We start from the raw sequence: 20816 nt of genomic DNA on the forward strand, positions 1-20816 counted from the left end.
GAGAACGCCATGACCACCCCGTCCGACACCACCTGGGTGCATTACCTGCCGGCCGCGACCACCGTCATCGCGGCGGCGTTCTCGTTCACGCTGTTCCGCAAGTACCGCGCCCGGCCTACGCCGCACATCGGCTGGTGGGCGGCCGGCGTCGCCACCTACGGCACCGGCACGCTGCTGGAAACGGTAATCACGCTGGCCGGCAACACGGTCGTGCTCACCAAGCTCTGGTACGTAGCGGGCGCCGTCCTCGGGGCGTACCCGCTGGCCCAGGGCTCCCTCTATCTGCTCTATTCGCGACGCTTCGCCAATCGCGTCACGGCGGTCAGCATGCCGTTCGTCGTGCTGACCGCCACGCTCGTCCTGCTCTCGCCCATCGTCGCCGAAGCCCTGGAACCGCATAGGCCTTCCGGGGCCGTGCTGGCCTGGGGGTGGGTGCGGCTGCTGACCCCGTTCATCAACATCTACGCGGCGTTCCTTCTCGTCGGCGGGGCGATTGTCAGCGCGTGGCGCTTCTCGAAAACGAAGCACGCCGGCTATCGAGCCGCCGGGAACGCCCTGATAGCCTTCGGCGCGCTGTTGCCCGCGATCGGCGGGACGGCGGCGAGGGCCGGGTTCGTGGAGGTCCTGTACGTGGCCGAGTTCTTCGGCCTCGTTCTTATCTGGGCCGGTGAACGGACCTGCGCCGTGCGGCCCGCCGCTTCATGAGGACACGACGGCACGGACCCGCGACACGAAATCGCGGGCTGCCTGCAGGTCCTCGCGGGCGCCCTCGTCATCGACCACGAACGCCGGGGCGTAGTCGGCCTCCTCGCGGAACTTCTGCAGCCTGGCGATGAGACCGGAGGTCGCCGGCTCGAATCGGCCCGTCCGGACGAAGTGCAGGTTGAAGAGATGCTGTGCTCCCCGGTGCGTGCGAGGCTCGAAACCCTCGGCGTACAGCTGCGCGCGCACTGCATGGAAGACCGCGAAGTACATGCGCCCGACCGCGATGCGCGGCAGTCCGTCGGCAAGCAGCGCTTCCGCGGCGCGCAATTCCTCATCGGCGAGATCGAGCTCGGCCCCGGCGCTCTCGCGCCGGCCTTCATCGGTCAAAGCGGCAGCCCCTCCCGCTGAATATCCATCACCAGCAGCCGTTCCTGCGCGCGCCAGCGTTCGAAAGTCCGCCGGTCGAGCACGGTTGGCGAGAGGAGCACGTCGTGCTCCAGTCCGATTTCCGAAGCGAGATCGATGACGTCCTTCTTCGTCCGCCAGTCGACCACCTGCAACACGACCGCAACGTCGACATCGGAATCCTCGCGCATCTCGCCTCGTGCGCAGGACCCGAACAACTGCACGTCCACTAGCGCATCGCCGTAACGCTCGCGGAGGCTGGCGGCGAACCGATGGGCCGCCCGCTGCGGCAATTCGTTCATGATCCTCCGCTTTCGCCCGATGGAGACGCCCGGATCGTAGTGCGTTCCCTTCGGAAGCTCCAGTTTCCGGCTGTACAATGGGCAACCTGAACCGTCAACCAACCGATCCGCGGAGATCTTCCATGAATCGACAGAGTGCGCTTCGGTCACTGCTCGCCCCCACCATCGGAATCGCCCTGCTCTTCCTCTCGCTCGCGTCCGCGACCCAGGCGCAGCCGCCCATCGTGCAGCCGGGCGCGCCCGGCCAGCCGAGCCGTACCATCTCGGCCGCCGAAGCCTCCGACCTGGCCGGCATCCGCTACACCGAGGCGGACGTGCGGTTCATGCAGGGGATGATCTCCCACCACGCCCAGGCGCTCGAGATGACCGAGCTGCTCGACACGCGGACCGAGAGCGACGCGATGCGGCAGACGTCGCGGCGCATCGAGCTCTCGCAGGAAGACGAGATCGAGATGATGCAGGACTGGCTGCGCACCCGCGGCCAGGAGGTCACCGCGATAGACGCGCATCATGCGCCCGGCGCGATGCGCATGCCGGGGATGCTGACCGACGAGGAGATGGAGAGCCTGGCGGACGCCGACGGGGTCGCATTCGACCGGTTGTTCCTCGAGGGGATGATCAAGCACCACCGCGGCGCCCTGACCATGGTCGAGAACCTGCTTGAACAGCCCGGCGCGGCGCAGGGCTCGCAGCTCTTCGCGTTCACCTCCGACATCACGGCCGATCAGACGGCCGAGATCAACCGCATGGACGCCATGCTGGCGGAGCTGTCCCCCGACCCGCGGGTGCAGCTTGCGTCCGGTTTCCAAGACGCCGGCCAGGCGCTCTGGAACATGGCCCTGGTGGCCACGCGGCCGAAGCCCGAGGGCTTCTACGATCCCAACAATCCGGCGGGACGGCCGATGCCGGTCGAGGCGGACCCGGAGCCCGAGGCAAAGGCTGAGCCAGCCGCGGCGGGCGCAGCCGGGGATGAAGCGGCGCCGGACGAGCAAGCCGACCACGAGGAGGGCCGGGACGAGGACGGTGCGGCACACGATGATCCCGAGCACGAGGGCGGCGGCGCGGACGACGGCGCCGAGCCGGAGCAGGAAGCGGCCGACGCGGCGGAAGAAGACGACGCCGACGACCCGCAGCGGCGCGGCCTGCTCAACTTCGGCAACACCGACCTCGCCTTCGCCGGCGACCGGATGTTCGTCGGCAGCCACCATGGGTTCAATACCTACCGCGTCGAGGTCCCGGCGTCGCCCCAGCTCGTCACCTCCGTGGTCTGCCCCGGCGGGCAGGGAGACGTGTCGGTCGTCGGCAACCTGCTGATCATGTCGGTCGAGCAGACGCGGGGACGGCTGGACTGCGGGCTGCAGGGAGTCGCGGAGCCGGTGAGCGATCAGCGCTTCCGCGGCATTCGGATCTTCGACATCAGCGACATGCGCATGCCGCGACAAGTGGCGGCGGTGCAGACCTGCAGGGGATCGCATACGCACACCGTGGTCGCCGACCCCGACGACGAGGGCAACGTCTACGTCTACGGGTCGGGAACCGGCGCCGTCCGTTCAGGAGAGGAGCTCGAGGGCTGCTCGGACGAGTCGCCGGCCGAGAACCCGGACACGGCGCTGTTCCGCATCGACGTCATCCAGGTCCCGCTGGGGAATCCCGAGAACTCGGCTATCGTCAGTCGCCCCATGGTGTTCCGCGATCCCGAGACCGGCGCGGCCGCGGGTCTCTGGCCTGGGGGAGACCACGGTCCGGGGACGCAGCGCACCGCCGAGAGCAGCCGCTGCCACGACATCACCACGTTCCCGGACGCCGGGCTGGCCGCCGGGGCGTGCTCCGGCAACGGCATCCTGTTCGACATCTCCGACCCGGTCAATCCGGTCCGGCTCGACGACGTGATCGACCCGTCCTTCGCCTACTGGCACTCGGCGACGTTCAACAACGACGGCACCAAGGTGATCTTCACCGACGAATGGGGCGGCGGCGGGCGCCCGCGCTGCCGCGCGTCCGACCCCCGCGAGTGGGGCGCGAACGCCATCTACGACATCGTCGACGGCGAGATGCAGTTCCGCAGCCACTACAAGCTGCCCGCCCCACAGACCGACCGCGAGAACTGCGTGGCGCACAACGGCTCCATCGTGCCGGTGCCGGGCCGCGACATCATGGTGCAGGCGTGGTACCAGGGCGGCATCTCGGTCTTCGACTTCACCGACTCGTCGAATCCGGTGGAGATCGCCTTCTTCGACCGCGGCCCGATTCACCCGGACCGTTTCGTCATGGGCGGGTTCTGGTCGGCGTACTGGTACCGCGGCTACATCTACGGCACCGAGATCGCGCGCGGCCTCGACGTGCTGGAACTGCTGCCAAGCGAGTACCTGACCGAGAACGAAATCGCCGCGGCCGCATCGGTGGCATCCCCCGCGTTCAACGCGCAGCAGCAACCGCGCCTCGAGTGGCCCGTTCGCCCGGTGGTGGCGCGCGCCTACCTGGATCAGCTCGAGCGCAGCGACACGCTGTCGGCGGACCGCCGGGCGGCGTTGTCGGACTTGCTGGACCGGGTCGACGCGGCCGGGTCGGGCACCGACGCCAGCCTGGCGGCCGAGCTTGCGCCGGCCGCCGACGCGCTGGGGAGCGACGCCGCGGACGCGAACGGGCGCACCGCGCAGCGGCTCCAGGGGCTCTCGGAGACGCTGATGGGTCTTGCTGAGCGTCTGCGATGACTTGAATTACCCGACCGCGGGTGTTTCACGATCGTGAGTCCGACTGTCTTCCGAGCGCGCGGATATCGCTTCTACTTCTTCTCGCGCGAGGAGGAGAGACCGCACGTTCATGTCCACCATGCGACGGGGGAGGCGAAGTTCTGGAGCGAGCCCGAAATCGAGTTGGCGCGGAACTACGGACTCAGTCCCGACCGGCTGAACACGGCCCAGCGGATGATCGACGAACATGCGGATGAAATCCGTGCAGCCTGGAACGACCACTTCGGACGTTGAGGTCACCAACGTCTCCGAGCACGGCTTCTGGATCTTCATTGGGGACCGCGAGCTCTTTGCCCCGTTCACCGAGTTCCCCTGGTTTGAACATGCATCCATCAGGGAACTCACGACCGTGGAGCTGCCGAGTCCGCATCACCTTTACTGGCCTGAACTCGATGTCGATCTGGCTGTCGATTCACTGGACCATCCGGATCGCTATCCGCTCGTCAGCCGTAGGCATCGCCGCCGGAGGCAGGCGACCGGCCGGGTTCGTTGACTCTCCAACCGTGCCTCCTCGCGGGGTAACCTGACTTCAGATACCCCTACGGAGCCGGTCCACGAGCTGCCACACCTCGGAACTGGGGTTCTCTCTCCGGGAGTTGCCGTTGCCCACGTGGCGTCCAGGATCTCGTCGGCCGACTTCGTCCACACGAACGGCCGCCCGGTGCGCGCCCACTCGGTGAAATAACCCGGCTCGGTAACCTCTCCTTCGCTCAGAATGCGAAGAATGTACCGCTGGCGCTGCTCTTGGCCGCGGCCGCGCCGCGGTAGCCGCCCCGAGGGTTTCTTCATGACCTGCTTACGCCGGCAACCTGTTCGAACTCTGCCGGGCTCAGCACGGGGACACCACCACCCCTGGTTCGTGGTGTCGCCTGCGTTCGGCGCCGTCCGGCATGTCGTTTGCTCTATCCAGGCACCAACGGTCATCATGAACAGCCTGGAGACACGATGCCGGACGTCACTGATGCAATCCTCGACCGGATGATCCGCACCATCGTCGACGAGGTCGATCCCGAGCAGGTGATCCTCTTCGGCTCCCGCGCCCGCGGCGATGCCCGGCCCGACTCCGACGTCGACCTCCTCGTCATCGAGTCCAAGCCGTTCGGCGCCGGCCGGAGCCGGCACGCCGAGGAAGTCCGTCTCAACCGGGCGCTGGCCGCAACCCCGGTTGCCAGGGACATCCTCGTCTACAGCCGCGATGACATCGAGCAGTGGCGGGGCTCACTGAACCATGTCGCCGCCCGCGCCATGCGCGAGGGGCGGGTGCTGTACACCAGGGGTTGGGGCGTCCTCTCGGCGACATCCCGGCCGTGCGGCGTCCGTGACGGCGACGAGGCTTCGCCCGACGTCGGACAGGCCCGGCTGCTCCTCGGTATGGCCGACAACGACCTCGGGGTCCTTCGCGTCGCCGGCGACCCCGCCGAGGTCTCCGATGAGAGTTTCGGATTCCACGTCCAGCAGGCCGCCGAGAAGGGCTTCAAAGCCTGGATCGCGCTGCTCGGCAAGGAGTATCCGTTGACGCACGAACTCGACCTGCTCGTCGAGATGATCCGGCAGCAGGACGCTGCCGTGTCGCTGTACGCCAACCTGGCCGGATTCAGCGCATTCGCCGTGAGGTACCGCTACGGCCCACTCTCGGAGAACGCCGCACGCATCGATCGTCCGGCCGCGATCCGGGAAGCGGAAGCACTGCTGCGACGGGTGCGGCGCCTGCTGCCGGAAGCAGGGTCCGAGGCACTGTAGCGCAAGGGGAGCCTCTGCCGCTCCCTCCCTACCTGCTCCGTATCGGCCACCGATTCCTCCGCTGGCGGCTGGCGGGCGGCTGCTCTACAATCGCCGGTCTACCCTCGGCCGGGCCACCGTGCATGACCGACGACCAACGCACCGCGATCTTCACCCGCCTGCGTGCAGAGAATCCCGAGCCGACCACCGAGCTCGACTTCGGGACCCCCTTCGAGTTGCTGATCGCCGTGGTGCTTTCCGCCCAGGCAACGGACGTGGGTGTGAATCGGGCGACGACGAGGCTCTTCCCCGTTGCCCGCACGCCCGCCGCCATGCTGGAGCTGGGCCTGGACCGGCTCAAGGACTACATACGCACCATCGGCCTCTTCAACACCAAGGCCGAGAACATCCTGAAGACCTGCCGGATTCTCCTCGACGAGCACGGCGGCGAGGTGCCCCGGCGGCGCGAGGCCTTGGAAGCGCTGCCCGGCGTCGGCCGCAAGACCGCCAACGTCGTTCTGAACACCGCCTTCGGCGAGCCGACCATCGCCGTCGACACGCATATCTTCCGCGTGTCCAACCGCACGGGAATCGCCTCCGGCAAGACGCCCCGCAAGGTGGAGGACGCGCTGCTGGACTCGGTGCCCGACGCCTTCAAGCGCGGCGCCCACCACTGGCTGATCCTGCACGGCCGCTACGTCTGCACGGCACGCCGGCCACGCTGCGCGGAGTGCGCGATCGAGGATCTTTGCGAGTTCGAAGACAAGGACTGGACGCAGCCCGGGAAGTGAGGACGCCGGCGTCGACCGAGCGTCGGCACGAGACGCAACTTCCGGACGACCCGGCGCTGTGAGTCGGCCGAGCTCAGCGTCAGAAGAACAGCAGCACGATTTCGGGAACCCGCCGCGCCGCGATTTCCGTCACACTGTAGATGGATGTCCGAATCGCGCCGGCGCCGTCCGGGCACCTGTTTCGCGCCGTCCCTCGTGCGGCGTAGCCGCCGTCGGCCTTCGCCGCGGTCGTGCGACACGCCGTGAGCTACAAGGAGATCGCATATGGACCAAGTACCCAACATCCCCATCGACGTCTCGCGGGTGCGCCTGCCGCGCTTTCCGCGGGGCGCCGCCACGGCGGCCGCCGCGCTGATCGTGGCCGCCGTCGTCGCCTTCGGCGCGCTGTACCAGGTGCAGCCGGAGGAAGTCGGCGTCGTGCTCCGGTTCGGACGCTACGTGCGCGCCACCGACCCGGGCCTGCGCGCCAAGATCCCGTTCGCCGAAACCGTGCTCAAGGTGCCCGTGCAACGGCAGCTCAAACAGGAGTTCGGATTCCGGACCATGGAACCGGGCATCCGCACGCAGTACGCCGCCTTCGACCGTAACGCCACCGAGGAGTCCGTGATGCTGACGGGCGACCTCAACGTGGCGGTGGTCGAGTGGATCGTGCAGTACCGCGTCGCCGACCCGTATCTCTACCTCTTCAAGGTGCGCAACCTCGAGGACACCTTCCGCGCCATGAACGAGGCGATCATGCGCGAGGTGGTCGGGGACCGGACGGTCACCGAGGTGCTGACGGTCGGACGCCAGGAGATCGAGTCCAGGGTCGAGGGACGTCTGCAGGACCTCGCCAACCAGTACGAGATGGGCATCACCATCGACCAGGTGGTGCTGCAGGACGTCAACCCGCCGGATCCCGTCAAGCCGTCGTGGGACGAGGTCAACCAGGCCCAGCAGCAGCGCGACCGGATGATCAACGAGGCGCGGGCCGAGTACAACCGCGTCATTCCACGGGCACGGGGCGAGGCCGAGCAGACCGTGCTGCAGGCCGAGGGCTACGCGCTCGACCGGGTCAACCGGGCCGAGGGCGAGGCGACCCGCTTCGAGGCGGTTCAGGCCGCCTACCGCCTGGCTCCCGACGTGACGCGGCGCCGGCTCTACCTGGAGACGATGCAGCGCATCCTGCCGCGGGTGGGCCGGAAGCTCTACGTCGATGAGGACGCGACCGGCGTCCTGCCGTTGCTGTCGCTCGACGGCGCGACACCGCGCCGTGCTGCCCAGAACACGACGCCCGTGGGGGCCGGAGGTGGACAATGAGCAGGAACGCACTCTCTCTCGTGATCGTCTTCGCGGCGCTCGTGATCGTCGGCCAGGCCGCCTACACGGTGAGCGAGACCGAGCAGGTAATCATCACGCAGTTCGGGGAACCGGTCGGCGACCCGGTGGTCGCCCCCGGGCTGCACTTCAAGATCCCGTTCATTCAGCGCAGCAACTTCTTCGAGAAGCGCTTCCTGGAGTGGGACGGCAATCCGAACCAGGTGCCGACCCGCGACAAGCGTTTCATCTGGGTCGACACCTACGCCCGGTGGCGCATCGTCGATCCGCTGCTCTTCTTCCAGCGCCTGCGCGACGAGCGCGGGGCGCAGTCGCGGCTCGACGACATCCTCGACGGGGAGACCCGCAACGCGGTCGCGCGCCACGACCTGATCGAGCTCGTGCGCAGCAGCAACCGCGATCCGGCCGACGTGCTGATCGAGTCGGAGGAGGAAGAGGCCATTCTCGAGCAGATCGAGCGCGGCCGGCTGGAAGTGACCCGCACGATTCTGGACACCGCCGCGGGGCGCACCGCCGACCTCGGCATCGAGCTGCTCGACTTTCGCTTCAAGCGGATCAACTACGTCGAGGAGGTCCAGCAGGACGTCTTCGCGCGGATGATCGCCGAGCGGCAGCGGATCGCCGAGGAGTTCCGGTCGGAGGGCCAGGGCGAGTCGGCCCGCATCCACGGCGAGCGCGAGCGCGAGCTGGCCCAGATCCAGTCCGCGGCCTACCGCCGGGCCGAGGAGCTGCGGGGCGAGGCCGACGCCAACGCCACCCGCATCTACGCCGACGCCTACAACCGCGACGAGGACTTCTACGCGTTCACCAAATCGCTGGAAACCTACGAGGCGACCATGGATACCGAGACGCTGTTCATTCTGGGGACCGACAGCGAGCTGCTCCGGTTCCTGGAGCGGACGCGCTGAGCCGGGCTCGGAACCGACGCGGCCCATGCCGTGAGTCGTCCCCGCGGCGGCTCACGGCGCGCCCGCGGATGTGTCAGCCGGCGACCAGACGCAGGAGAAGGGCGAGGATCGCCATGGACAGCGCGACGTTGAACCCGGCGATCCATTTCAAGAGCTTCACATCGGACTCGATGTTGGAAAGCCGGTCTTCGAAGCCCGCGATCTCTTCGGCAGCCTCGCGGGCCTTGTCCTCCGGCGCGCCGGCGGCCTTGAATGCGTCGTAGGTCTTCGACAGCATCAGCGCCATCTCGGCATCGTACGGTAACGGCCGCGCGGAAGCAACGCGCCCGCGGAAGAACCGATGCAGGTCACTCCCCCCGCAGGACGATCGCCGGATCCACTCGCGCCGCGCTGCGGGCCGGTGCGAACGCGGCGAGCATCGAGGCCATTCCAAGGATGACGGCGGCACCGGCCAGCGTCGGCGGGTCGCGGGGGTCTATCTCGTACAGCAGGCTGGCGAGCCCGCCCGTGGCCAGGACGCTGGCCCCGAGGCCGAGCAGCAGACCGATCCCGGTCAGCCGCTCGGCGCGGCGCAGCATCAGCCGGACAATCGACGCGGGCGTGGCGCCGAGCGCCGCCCGGACTCCGATCTCCCGTTGGCGACGGCCGACGACGTAGCCCATCAGGCCGTAGAGGCCGACGAGCGCCAGGGTTGCGGCGACCGCCGCGAGCGCCGACGCCAGTCCGGCCTGGAGGCGCGCGTCCCTTGTCGCGTCGAACCGGAGCTCCGCGAAGGTACGAGGGGCGGACACGGCGCCGCCTGCCTCGAGCGCGCGCAGATGCTCGCGCAGGGCCGGCAGCGCCCCGCGCGGATCCGCCCGCGTTCTCAGATTCACCCACGTCCAGCCCGGCGGGTCCTGCGCGAGCGGAACGTAGACCATCGCGTACGCCGGTGAGCGCACGTCGCGCCGGGCGGCGTCGCCCACGACCCCGACGATGCGCCGGGCCTGGTCCTCGACGGCCCATTGCAGGCTGTGGCCGATCGGGTTCGTCCCCGGCCAGTACAGCTCGGCCAGGGTGCGGTTCACGACGGCGACAGCTGCTCCCGACTCCTCGGCCGCCTCGAAGTCCCGCCCGGCCAGGAGCGGAATGCCCAGCGTCTCGAAGTAGTCGCGGCTGACCGGCCGGTAGCGCGCGGTGACCGCCGACGCCGGCCCGGCGACCGGCGAATCGTGAACGTAGACCTCCCGGGCCGGCAGGAACGACACCACCGCGCCGCCGCCGGATGCGCTGGCCGCTTCCACGAACGGCTCGTCCCGCAGGCGGTCGACGAGTGCGCCGAACAGCACCGCCCGCTCCTCCGCGGTCAGACCCGGCACCGTCACCCTGGCCGTCAGCCCGCGGCCGGCGTGGAAGCCGAGGTCGACCTCGGCGGTCCGGAACGCGCTCCGGACCAGCAGGCCGCACGACACGAGCAGCACGAGCGACAGCGCCACCTGAACCACCACCAGCCCGTTCATCGCCCGCACGCCGCGGCTGCCGGTCGTCCCCATCCGCTGGCGCTCGGCGAGCGAGGTTCCGTCGCGGAGCACCTGCGCCAGCGGCAACGCCGCGAACAGGAGCGCGGCCAGGGCCGCAACGGCGACGCCGATGGCGAGCACCCGCCGGTCCGGACCGAGGTCGAGCTCGTAGGGCACCCCGAGCGGCAGCAGCGGCGTCAGTGGGCTCAGCGTGTACACCAGCCCCGCCGCCAGCGTCCCGCCCGCGGCCACCAGCAGCACCACCTCGGCGCCCACGCGGCGCGCCAGATCGAGGGCCCCGGCTCCGAGCGCGCGGCGAACGGCCAGTTCGCGCCGCCTTTCGAGACCACGCGCGATCAGCAAGGTGGCCAGGTTCGCGCACCCCACCAGCAGGCCGGCCATGGCCATCAGCCCCAGCATCAGCAGCACCCGGCCCACGGGCTCGCGATACTCCGGCCATAGCCGCAGGTAGTTGCCGGGCAGCACCGCGACGCGCCAGGGCTGTCCCATGTCGGGAAAGCTCGGATTGTCGACCCGGTCGCGCGAGAGCACCGCGTCGAGCGGATCGATGCGCGCCTGCAGCGCCTCGATCCGTTGTCCGCCACGCACCCGCCCGACGGTCTGGAACACCGGCAGGGCGGCGCTCCCGAACACCCGAGAATCGTCGACGCCGAACTCCTCGGCGGCCATCAACGCGGGAATCCAGAAGGCGCTCTCGAAGCTGGGCCAGACCGGACCGCGGAACCCGGGCGGCGCCACGCCGATGACCTCGAAGCGGCGGCCGTCCAGCAGCAGGTCGCGGCCCACCACGTCCGGGTCCGACGCGAACTGCGTGCGCCACAGCATGTGCGACAGGACGATCACGGAATGAGCGCCGGGGGCTACGTTGTCGGACGGCGCAATGATCCGCCCGAGAAACGGCTGCACCCGTAACACGGAGAAGAAGTTGCCGGAAACGAGCTCGCCTTCGTGCAGCTCCGGGAACTCGCCGCCGCCGACCGTGCTGAAGGTGCGCACGAAGGCCGCCAGGTCCGCGGGTCCCTCACCGTCGTCGTGCAGGACATCGCGGAAGGCGACGTAGTCCGGCCAGGCAATCGTGGAGTACTCGACACCGCTTCGCGCGTAGAGCGTGATGAGCTCGCCCCCGTCGGCGAAGCCGAGAGGCCGCCACAGCGCCCGGTCCACGAGACTGAACGCCAGCGTCGACCCGGCGATGCCGATGGCGACGGTCAGCACCGCCGCCGCGACCCAGCCCGGCTTCTTCAGGAGAAAGCGCAGCGCGAGCCTCAAGTCACGCACCGTCTCATCCCGCCGGCATCGACGTCCATTTCTCGGACGAACCCGCGCTCGCCACTACCGTCTCGATGAACAGCATGCCGCGCAGGCCGTCGTCGACGTTCGGGAAGTCGAGCGCGAGCGGATCGGGCTCCCCACCCAGCACGCGGGCACGGATGGTGTCGCAGGCGTTGGCGTAGATGTTCGCGAACGCCTCGAAGAACGCCTCCGGGTGGCCGGCCGGCAGCCGGGTCGCGCGGGCCGCGGCGGGGCTCATCTCGCCGATGTAGCCATTGCCGCGGCTCCAGGTCTCCTCCGGCCCGTCGAGCGAGGTCAACTGCAGCGTGTTGGGCGTCTCCTGCCGCCAGCGGAGGCCGCGCCGCTCGCCGTAGACGCGAAGCGCGAGCCCGTTCTCCTCGCCGACCGAGACCTGGCTGGCGAACAGGACGCCGCGCGCGCCGCCCTCGAAGCGCACCAGGACGTTGCCGTCGTCGTCGAGCCGCCGGCCGTCGACGAAGATCGTCAGGTCCGCGGCGAGCTCCGTGACGCGCAGGCCGGTGACGTACTCCGCGAGGTTCTCGGCGTGCGTACCGATGTCGCCGATGCAGCCGGCCGCACCGCTGCGGGCCGGGTCGGTGCGCCAGTCGGCCTGCTTCATGCCGGTCCGTTCCAGCGGCGTGGCCAGCCAGCCCTGCGGGTATTCCGCCACGATCTTCCGCACCGGCCCGAGCTCGCCCTTGCGCACGAGGTCGCGGGCCAGCTTCACCATCGGGTAGCCGGTGTAGTTGTGGGTCAGCGCGAACACGCAGCCGGATCGCTCGACGATCTCCTTGAGACGCCGCGCCTCGTCGACGTCGAACGTCATCGGCTTGTCGCAGACGACGTGGATGCCCGCCTCGAGCAACGCGCTCGCCATCGGGAAGTGCAGGTGGTTGGGGGTGACGATCGAGACGAAGTCGACCCGCTCCCCCGCCGGCAGCCTCCGCTCACGCTCGATCATCTCGTCCAGCGAACGGTAGACTCGCGCCGGATCGAGGAGCAGCTCGCGCCCCTTCTCCCGCGATCGCTCGAGATCGGAAGCGAACGCCCCGGCGACCAGCTCCACGCCGCCGTCCAGCAGCGCCGCGCGCCGGTGGACGTCCCCGATGAAGGCGCCCGGGCCGCCTCCGACCATTCCCATCTTCAGCGTCCGGTCCAGAATCGCCATGATCAGCTCTCGAACGCCGCGTCGAAGGCCAGGCTCGACGGCGCGAAGTCGATGCTCTTGACGAACTCGCACGACTCGCGGGCGCCGTGCTCGCGGTCCATGCCGGAATCCTCCCACTCGACGGACAGCGGTCCGGTGTAGGCGATCCGGTTCAGGGCGCGGATGATCGCTTCGAAGTCGACGTCGCCCCGGCCCACCGAGCGGAAATCCCAGCCGCGGCCCGGCTCCCCGAACCCGAGGTGCGACGAGAGGATGCCGCTGCGGCCGTCGAGCGTGACCGCCGCGTCCTTCATGTGGACGTGGTGGATGCGGTCGGGGAACTCCTCGATGAAGCGCACCGGATCGACCCCCTGCCACTTCAGATGGCTCGGATCGAAGTTGAAGCCGAAGGCGTCGCGCCGCCCGATCGCCTCGAGCGCCCGCGCGGCGGTGACGATATCGAAGGCTATCTCGGTCGGATGGACCTCCAGGGCGAAGCGCACCCCGTTGTCGTCGAACACGTCCAGGATCGGGTGCCACAGCGCCGCGAAGCGCTCGAAACCCGCCTCGATGGCCTGCGGGCTGACCGGGGGGAAGGAGTACAGCAGGTGCCAGATGGACGAGCCGGTGAAGCCGCACACCACCGGGACGCCGAGATTGCGGGCGGCTCGCGCCGCGTTCTTCATCGTCTGGACCGCCCAGGCCCGCTTCGCCTCCGGATCGCCCGCGAGGTCGTCCGGGGCGAAGGCGTCCGAGCGCTCGTCGTTCGGATCGCAGACGAGTTGCCCCGCCAGGTGGTGGGAGATCGCCCAGCAGCCGAGGTTCTCGGCCGCCAGCAGCTCCTTCCGCTCGGCGCAGTATTCGGTGTCGGTCGCCGCGCGGTCGACGTCCAGGTGATCGCCCCAACAGGCGAGCTCCAAGCCGTCGTACCCCAATTCGGCCGCCTTCGCGGCGAGATCCGAGAGTGGAAGATCGGCCCACTGGCCGGTGAAGAGCGTGACCTGACGCGCCATGAATCGTCCGTCCTTTCGTGCGAAACCACCGCCAGCCGGACGCGCCGCCCGACTGCCCTCACTACATATCACGTTCACGTTCCGCGGGCGGCGCCGCCCACCGTTCCGCTGCGAGCCGCGATGCGCGTACGGCCGAAGCGCGGACGCGCCAATCGCGTATTATCGCTTCATGGGCAGGTGGCGGCGGCCGGGCGGCAACGAGCACCGACACCGCAACGGAATCGCGGGGACGGGCTCATGGCGGAACGGACCGGGCGCCAGGCGACCGTCCTGAGCGACACGCAGCGAGAGACCGTGCCCGTGCGGGTGGACATCAATCGCCAGTGGTTGCTCGCTTCCCGGCCGCGGGGCACGGTGGCCGAAGCGGATTTCCGCTACCACGAAGCGCCGTGCCCGACGATCGGCAGCGGGCAGTTCCTGGTACGGACGCTCTACGTGTCCATCGATCCGGGGCTGCGCGGATGGCTGACACGCTCTCCGGAGTATCTCTCTCAGGCCATCGACCTGTACCTGGACGCCCTCTTCGTGACGCGCGGCCAGATGGCCGTTCCTCCCCGGTACAACGCTCCCCTCTCCATCGGATCGGTGATGTGCGGTCCGGGCCTCGGACAGGTGGTCGAGTCGCGCCATCCGGCGTTCGCCGCCGGCGACTTCGTATCGGGACTCCTCGGCTGGCAGGAGTATTGCGCCAGCGATGGCGTCAACGAGGTTCCGGTCTCCCGGTTCAAGCGGGTGCACCCGCTGCCGAGATACCTGGGCGTGTTCGGAAACAGCGGGATGTCCGCCTACTTCGGCATGCTCGACGTCGCGAAGCCGCGCGAGGGCGAAACGGTGCTCGTATCCGGCGCGGCCGGGGCAACCGGCTCGATCGCCGCACAGATCGCGAGATTCCAAGGCTGCCGCGTCATCGGGATCGCGGGCGGGCCGGAGAAGCGCCGCTGGCTCACGGAAGCGCTCGGGCTCGACGCCGCCATCGACTACAAGTCCGAGGATCTCGACGCGCGTCTGAAGGAGCTGTGCCCCGACGGCGTCAACGTCTACTTCGACAACGTCGGCGGCCGGACGCTCGAGATCGTGCTCGACCACATGGCCACCTGGGGACGCATCGCCCTGTGCGGCACGATCTCCGCCTATGACCACGGCGAGGCGCCGGCGGGTCCCGCCAACCTCGCCCGCCTGGCCACGCGCCGCGTTCGGATGGAGGGTTTCCTGGCCCCCGACTACAGCCCGCGCTACAAGGAGGCGCGGCGCCAGCTCTCCGCCTGGCTCGCCACCGGCGCCCTCAAGGCATGCGAAGACATCCACGAGGGTTTCGAGAACATCCCGCGGGCCTTCCTCGGTGTTTTTCGCGGCGCCAACATAGGCAAGGCGATGGTCAAGCTGGCCGATCCGGTGTGAGCGGCGCGGCCGGCGCGGGAACGGCACGGCGAGCCGTCGCCGCATTGCCGAACGAGAAAGCGACGAGGGTGCCGGCCGGGGGTTCTGGCGCAAAATACCCTGAATCCTTGACATGATTCGTCACAAATAGACACCATTCTCTGGTGCTCTTCAGGCGGGTAGTCGATGACCTTCGGTCCTGGCGGCAAAGGGACGACCGCAAGCCCCTCGTGCTCCGCGGCGCCCGTCAGGTCGGCAAGACGACGGCGGTCGACCTGTTCGGCGCGGAGTTTCGCCAATACGTCTCGCTGAATCTGGACCATCCCGGAGACCGCGAGATCTTCGACCGCGAGCTGCCCCTCGCGCGAACGCTGGAGGCGATCTTCTTTCTGAAGAACGCCGACCCGGCCGAGGCGTCGACGCTCCTGTTCCTCGACGAGATCCAGAATTCCCCGCACGCCGTGCAGTTGCTGCGCTACTTCGCAGAGGAACGCGCGGACCTGCCCGTGGTTGCCGCCGGGTCGCTGCTCGAGGCGACCCTGGACCGGTACCGGGCCAGCTTCCCGGTGGGCCGCGTCGAGTTCCTGTACGTCTATCCGCTGACCTTCGCAGAGTACGCCGCGGCCGCGCCCGACAGGTTGCACGACGCGATGGCCGCCGCCCCTTGCCCGGACTACGCCGTCGCACCCTTGCGGCGCCTGTTTCGAGACTACGTCCTGGTCGGCGGCATGCCCGAGATCGCGGCCTCGTATCTCCGCCATCGTGACCTCGGCCGCCTGACGCGGCTGTACGAAGGTCTGCTCGTGTCCTACGCGGACGACGCTGCGAAGTACGCTCGCGGCGCGACGCAGCTCGGACATCTCCGGCACGTCATCGAGAGCGCTCCGTTGCAGGCGGGCGAACGGATTTCGTTTCAGGGGTTCGGCGGCTCCAACTACCGTTCTCGCGAAATGGCCGACGCGCTCAGGACCCTCGAGCGCGCCATGCTCCTGTTTCTGGTCTACCCCACCACCGCCGTCCAGCCGCCGGCGCTGCCCGATCTGCGCAAGTCACCGCGCCTGCTCTATGTCGACACCGGCCTGGTGAACTACCGCGCCGGCCTGCAGACCGGATTCCTCTCGGCGAACGATCTCGGCGCGCTGTATCGTGGCCGCTTGGCAGAGCACATCGTCGGCCAGGAAATGATCGCCGCCGACCTCCGGACCAACGCCAAGCCATGCTTCTGGGTGCGGCAGAAGCCCGGGTCCACTGCGGAAGTCGACTACCTGCATCGGTACCGAGACCGACTGGTGCCCGTCGAGGTGAAGTCCGGCAAGAGCGGCACCCTGCGGTCGCTCCACCAGTTCATGCAGCGCGCGGACCACGACATCGCCGTTCGGCTCTGGGACGGCGACATCGACCTGCACGTGGCGAAGACGCCCGAGGGACGCCGCTTCCGCCTGCTCAACCTGCCCTTCTTCCTGGCCCACCAACTGGACGCCTATCTCGATTGGGCAGACCGAGAGGGCTACTGACATGGAGCCCCGAAACCCCTCGCAGGCTCGGAGTCTCGGCCCGTTTCGTCCTCATCACGACCTTGCGTCGCAGCCGTTCCGCGACGCAAGGTCGTAGAATGGGCAGGTTCGGGCAGCGGAGGTTACCGATGGCGCAGCTCACACGACGCGAATGGCACCGGCTGACGCTCGGCGGCGTCGCGGCGGGCGCGGCCGGCATCCTGCCGGGAACCGCTCGTCGGGCCGTGTCCGCGCAGTCCGAATCGCGGTTCGCGGGCGTCCTCATCGGCCTGCAGAGCTACAGCTTCCGCGACCTGAGCCTCGACGCGGGCATCGCCGCGATGCAGCAGGTCGGGATCACGAGTTGCGAGCTGTGGGAAGGGCACGTCGAGCCGGCCGAGTTGCGCCGCCCCGAGAACCGGGAGCGGCTGCGGCGCTGGCGAACGACCATTCCCCTCGATTACTTCGAGGAGATCCGCTGGCAGTTCGAGGACGCCGGCATCGAGATCAACGCCTACAACCTCAGCTTCAAGGACCACTTCTCGGACGCGGAGATCGACCGCGGCTTCGAGATGGCGCAGATGCTGGGGGCGCCGGCCATCACGGCCTCGGCGCACATGAACAGCGTGCCTCGAATCGCCCGCTACGCCGACCGCTACGGCATGCCGGTGGCGATGCACAACCACTCGCGCGTCGACCCGAACGCGTTCTCCAGCCCGGCGGACTTCGCGCGGGCGATCGAGATGGGCGGGCGCGCGCCGATCGCGGTCAACCTCGACATCGGCCACATGGTGGCGGCCAACCACGATCCGATCGCCTACCTGAAGGCGAACTACCAGCGGATAGTCACCCTCCACCTGAAGGACCGCGAGCGGAACGACGGCCCCGACACGCCATGGGGCGAGGGCGACACCCCGATCCGCGAGACGCTGCTGCTGCTGCGCGACGAGGGCTGGAACATCCCGGCGAACATCGAGTACGAGTACCCGGGCGACGACACGGTCACCGAGATCGGCCGCTGTCTGGAATACTGCAAGGACGTGCTCGGCGCATGAGCAAGGGCACGGGAGTGAATCCGATGACAGACTTGATCCGCACCACACACGCGACCCTGGCCGTGCTGCTGCTCGCGGCGATTGCCGCGCCGGCAGTCGCCCAGACGCTGCCGCGGGTGCTGTACGTCACCCAGTCGGCGGGCTTCGCGCACCCGGTGGTGCCGCTCTCCGAGCAGGTGCTCCCGGCCATCGGCCGCGAGCACGACGCATTCGAGGTCGACATCACGCGCGACGCTTCCATCCTGACCGCGGAGGTGCTGGCCCGCTACGACGCGGTCGTCTTCTACACCACCGGCGAGCTGCCGCTCGACGCCGACCAGAAGGAGGCGTTCCTCGACTTCATCCGCGGCGGCGGCGGCTTCATCGGCGTGCACAGCGCGACGGACACCTTCTACGAGTGGCCGGCGTACGGCGAGCTCATCGGCGGCTACTTCGACAACCACCCGTGGCGGCAGGAGGTGGAGATCCGGGTCGAGGACCTCGACCACCCCGCGACGCGCCACCTGGGCGCCAGCTTCCGCATCAGCGACGAGATCTACCAGTTCAAGGACTGGGAGCGCGCGCGGGTCGACGTGCTGCTGAGCCTCGACACCGACTCGGTCGACGCGCAGAAGGAAGGCGTCAGGCGCACGGACGGCGACTTCGCGCTGGCCTGGAGCCGCGACTACGGCGACGGCCGGATGTTCTACACCGCGCTCGGCCACGAGGACGCGGTGTGGCAGGACGAGCGGTTCCAGCGTCTCGTCGTCAACGGTATCGTCTGGGCGATGGGCGATGCCGGCAACCGGTCCGCGGACGACTGGCGCGTTCTGTTCGACGGCACGACGACGGCGGCCTGGCGCGGCTACAAGCGCGACGCGCTGCCGGACGGCTGGCAGGTGGTCGACGGCGCGCTGGCGCGGGTCGACCGCGGGGGGGACATCATCACCGTCGAGCAGTTCGAGAACTTCGAGCTCCGCTTCGAGTGGCAGGTCGAGGCGGGCGGCAACAGCGGCGTGTTCTTCGGCGTCACCGAGGAAGTCGACGGCCCGGTCTGGCACAGCGGCCCCGAGTTCCAGATCCTGCACAACGCCGGGCACCGCGACGGCCAGGCGCCGATCACCTCGGCCGGCAGCAACTACGCGGTTCATCCGCCGGCGGCGGACGTCACGCGACCGGTGGGCGAATGGAACACGTCACGGCTGATCGTCGACGACGGCCGCGTCGAGCACTGGATGAACGGCATGCACCTGCTCACCTACCAGATGGGCGACGCCGACTGGCAGGCGCGGGTGGAGGCGAGCAAGTTCGCCCCGCTGCCGCGCTACGGACGCGTGCCGCGCGGGCACATCGCGATACAGGACCACGGCGATCCCGTCCGGTTCCGCAATATCCTGATTCGGGAGATCAACTGAGCGTCTCCCATGTCGCCAACTGTTCGCCTCAAGCTCTCGGCGATGATGTTCCTCCAGTACTTCGTCTGGGGGGCATGGTCCGTGCCGCTCGGTACCTATCTGGGCGGCCCGCTGGCGTTTCAGGGCGAGCAGATCGGCCTCGTCTTCGGGACGACGGCCATCGCCGCGATGGTCTCCCCGTTCTTCATCGGGATGGTGGCGGACCGCTTCTTCGCCACTGAGCGGCTCCTCGCCGCGCTCCACGTCGTGGGCGGGATCATCCTGTTCATGGTGTCGCTGCAGGCGTCGTTCGGAGCGTTCTACGCGGTCCTGCTGGTGTACGCCCTCTGCTACATGCCGACGCTGGCGCTCACCAACTCCATCTCGTTCCGGCAGATGTCGAATCCCGGCCAGCAGTTCCCCGCCGTGCGCGTGCTCGGCACCATCGGCTGGATCGTGGCCGGCCTCGCGGTCGGCTTCCTGCAGCTCGAAGATACCGAACGCCCGCTGCAGATCGCCGCCGCCGCGTCGGTCGTGCTGGGCGTCTTCTGTCTCGCGCTGCCCCACACGCCGCCGGCGAAGACCGCCACGCGGGTGACGGCGCGCGACGTGTTGGGCCTCGACGCCCTGCGGCTGCTGCGCGAGCGCTCGTTCGCCGTCTTCGTGATCGGCTCGTTCCTCGTCTGCATCCCGCTGCAGTTCTACTACGCGTTCGCCAACCCGTTCCTCAACGAGATCGGCGTCGACAACGCGGCCGGCAAGATGACCCTCGGCCAGATGTCCGAGATCGGCTTCATGGTGCTGATGCCCTGGTTCCTCGTCCGCCTGGGCGTCAAGCGCCTGCTGCTGGTCGGCATGCTCGCGTGGGCGGCGCGATACGTCCTGTTCGCCTACGGAGACCCCGGACCGGCCGTCTGGATGCTCTACGCCGGCATCCTGCTCCACGGTATCTGCTACGACTTCTTCTTCGTCACCGGCCAGATCTACGTCGACACCAAGGCGCCGAAGGACCTGCGCGCGGCCGCACAGGGGTTCATCGCCTTCGTCACCCTCGGCGTCGGCGGCTTCATCGGGAGCTGGCTCTCGGGACGTGTCGTCGATGCCTACGTCGTGGCGGGCGACGGCGTCCCCCACCAGTGGGAGTCGATCTGGCTGATCCCCGCGGCCTGGGCCGCAGTCGTGCTGGTGCTGTTCGCGGTCTTCTTCACGCACCGGGACGATCCGGACCCGGCGGCGGAAGCGAGAGCGGCGGCCTGATAGCGCTCAACCATCACGAAGCGAGCAAATGAGACCGTATTACGACTTCTCTCGCGGAGAGCGCGGCAAGTTCTACCGCCGCGGGGCCCGGTTGAATCTGCCACGCCATGAGGTAGTCCCGGACCCGGACCATCCGAACGGCAATTCTGCCACACGCTCGCCTGAACCGCGTGCGGGCGTGTCGAGACCGACTGACGACAGCATGGTCGGCGACGACGAATCCGGGACTGCAGCCGGCTCGAGGCGAATGCGAAGCCAACGCCCTTGAATACGCTGGTCGACACCCTCGTCGTGACCAACGATGGGGACGAATCGTCCCCGACGGTCGGGCCGCGCTGGTGCCGTTCGCGGTGTTCTTCATGCACCGGGAAGCGCCGAACCCAGCGACAGA

Annotated in this window: 18 protein-coding genes and 1 pseudogene; 13 read left to right on the top strand and 6 right to left on the bottom strand. The window is 68.8% G+C overall.

Annotated elements, in window-relative coordinates; translation table 11 throughout:
• The first annotated feature begins 9 nt into the window (after nucleotides 1-9).
• Entirely contained in the window at nucleotides 10-705 is a 696-nt protein-coding gene (locus F4X11_23100; GenBank protein ID MYN67878.1) for a hypothetical protein, read from the top strand.
• Here F4X11_23100 and F4X11_23105 read toward each other — a convergent pair.
• A complete protein-coding gene (locus F4X11_23105; GenBank protein ID MYN67879.1) occupies nucleotides 700-1317 on the bottom strand; it encodes a HEPN domain-containing protein in 618 nt (205 codons plus the stop codon). The two genes, F4X11_23100 and F4X11_23105, sit on opposite strands and share 6 nt — an antisense overlap.
• Nucleotides 1089-1412: a hypothetical protein gene (locus F4X11_23110; protein ID MYN67880.1), complete on the bottom strand. Its 324-nt coding sequence runs from the start codon at nucleotides 1410-1412 to the stop codon at nucleotides 1089-1091. The genes F4X11_23105 and F4X11_23110 overlap by 229 nt, the downstream gene beginning before the upstream one ends.
• Nucleotides 1413-1489: 77 nt before the next feature.
• Here F4X11_23110 and F4X11_23115 point away from each other — a divergent pair, with 77 nt between their 5' ends.
• The 7 genes and pseudogenes from F4X11_23115 to hflC all read left to right on the top strand — a co-directional run bounded on the left by F4X11_23115 (nucleotide 1490) and on the right by hflC (nucleotide 8897).
• A complete protein-coding gene (locus tag F4X11_23115) occupies nucleotides 1490-4123 on the top strand; it encodes a DUF305 domain-containing protein (protein ID MYN67881.1) in 2634 nt (877 codons plus the stop codon).
• Nucleotides 4124-4156: 33 nt separating this feature from the next.
• Nucleotides 4157-4396 carry a DUF4160 domain-containing protein gene (locus F4X11_23120; protein MYN67882.1) on the top strand — a complete coding sequence of 80 codons (240 nt, stop codon included), beginning with the start codon at nucleotides 4157-4159 and terminating at the stop codon, nucleotides 4394-4396.
• Nucleotides 4356-4655, top strand: a complete 300-nt coding sequence (locus tag F4X11_23125; GenBank protein MYN67883.1) for a DUF2442 domain-containing protein — start codon at nucleotides 4356-4358, stop codon at nucleotides 4653-4655. The genes F4X11_23120 and F4X11_23125 overlap by 41 nt, the downstream gene beginning before the upstream one ends.
• A gap of 452 nt (nucleotides 4656-5107) precedes the next feature.
• Nucleotides 5108-5437: pseudogene (locus F4X11_23130) on the top strand (nucleotidyltransferase domain-containing protein).
• A 587-nt stretch (nucleotides 5438-6024) separates the two neighbouring features.
• On the top strand, nucleotides 6025-6672 hold the full coding sequence (gene nth / locus F4X11_23135; GenBank protein ID MYN67884.1) for an endonuclease III: 648 nt from the start codon (nucleotides 6025-6027) through the stop codon (nucleotides 6670-6672).
• Between the two features lie 264 nt (nucleotides 6673-6936).
• Nucleotides 6937-7971 carry an FtsH protease activity modulator HflK gene (hflK, locus tag F4X11_23140; GenBank protein MYN67885.1) on the top strand — a complete coding sequence of 345 codons (1035 nt, stop codon included), beginning with the start codon at nucleotides 6937-6939 and terminating at the stop codon, nucleotides 7969-7971.
• Nucleotides 7968-8897, top strand: coding sequence for a protease modulator HflC (gene hflC / locus F4X11_23145; protein ID MYN67886.1), 930 nt, complete (start codon nucleotides 7968-7970; stop codon nucleotides 8895-8897). The genes hflK and hflC overlap by 4 nt, the downstream gene beginning before the upstream one ends.
• A 73-nt stretch (nucleotides 8898-8970) precedes the next feature.
• Here hflC and F4X11_23150 read toward each other — a convergent pair whose 3' ends face one another.
• The 4 genes from F4X11_23150 to F4X11_23165 form a co-directional block, all read right to left on the bottom strand.
• Nucleotides 8971-9183 carry an integrase gene (locus F4X11_23150; protein MYN67887.1) on the bottom strand — a complete coding sequence of 71 codons (213 nt, stop codon included), beginning with the start codon at nucleotides 9181-9183 and terminating at the stop codon, nucleotides 8971-8973.
• A gap of 61 nt (nucleotides 9184-9244) precedes the next feature.
• On the bottom strand, nucleotides 9245-11695 hold the full coding sequence (locus F4X11_23155) for an FtsX-like permease family protein (protein ID MYN67888.1): 2451 nt from the start codon (nucleotides 11693-11695) through the stop codon (nucleotides 9245-9247).
• A 4-nt stretch (nucleotides 11696-11699) separates the two neighbouring features.
• The gene (locus F4X11_23160) at nucleotides 11700-12851 is read right to left on the bottom strand and encodes a Gfo/Idh/MocA family oxidoreductase (protein ID MYN67889.1); all 1152 of its coding nucleotides are present in this window, start codon (nucleotides 12849-12851) and stop codon (nucleotides 11700-11702) included.
• A gap of 29 nt (nucleotides 12852-12880) precedes the next feature.
• A complete protein-coding gene (locus F4X11_23165; protein MYN67890.1) occupies nucleotides 12881-13870 on the bottom strand; it encodes a sugar phosphate isomerase/epimerase in 990 nt (329 codons plus the stop codon).
• Between the two features lie 300 nt (nucleotides 13871-14170).
• Between F4X11_23165 and F4X11_23170 the strand changes: the two genes are divergently transcribed.
• The 5 genes from F4X11_23170 (at nucleotide 14171) to F4X11_23190 (ending at nucleotide 20425) form a co-directional block, all read left to right on the top strand.
• Nucleotides 14171-15268 carry an NADP-dependent oxidoreductase gene (locus F4X11_23170; GenBank protein MYN67891.1) on the top strand — a complete coding sequence of 366 codons (1098 nt, stop codon included), beginning with the start codon at nucleotides 14171-14173 and terminating at the stop codon, nucleotides 15266-15268.
• A 143-nt stretch (nucleotides 15269-15411) separates the two neighbouring features.
• Nucleotides 15412-16761, top strand: a complete 1350-nt coding sequence (locus F4X11_23175) for an ATP-binding protein (GenBank protein MYN67892.1) — start codon at nucleotides 15412-15414, stop codon at nucleotides 16759-16761.
• Nucleotides 16464-17795, top strand: a complete 1332-nt coding sequence (locus tag F4X11_23180; GenBank protein ID MYN67893.1) for a TIM barrel protein — start codon at nucleotides 16464-16466, stop codon at nucleotides 17793-17795. Before F4X11_23175 ends, F4X11_23180 begins: the two co-directional genes overlap by 298 nt.
• A gap of 23 nt (nucleotides 17796-17818) precedes the next feature.
• A complete protein-coding gene (locus tag F4X11_23185; GenBank protein MYN67894.1) occupies nucleotides 17819-19189 on the top strand; it encodes a DUF1080 domain-containing protein in 1371 nt (456 codons plus the stop codon).
• Between the two features lie 9 nt (nucleotides 19190-19198).
• Nucleotides 19199-20425: a nucleoside permease gene (locus F4X11_23190; protein MYN67895.1), complete on the top strand. Its 1227-nt coding sequence runs from the start codon at nucleotides 19199-19201 to the stop codon at nucleotides 20423-20425.
• Nucleotides 20426-20816: the final 391 nt, after the last annotated feature.

It is taken from the genome of Acidobacteriota bacterium (genome assembly GCA_009861545.1).
Taxonomy (GTDB): Bacteria; Acidobacteriota; Vicinamibacteria; order Vicinamibacterales; family UBA8438; genus WTFV01.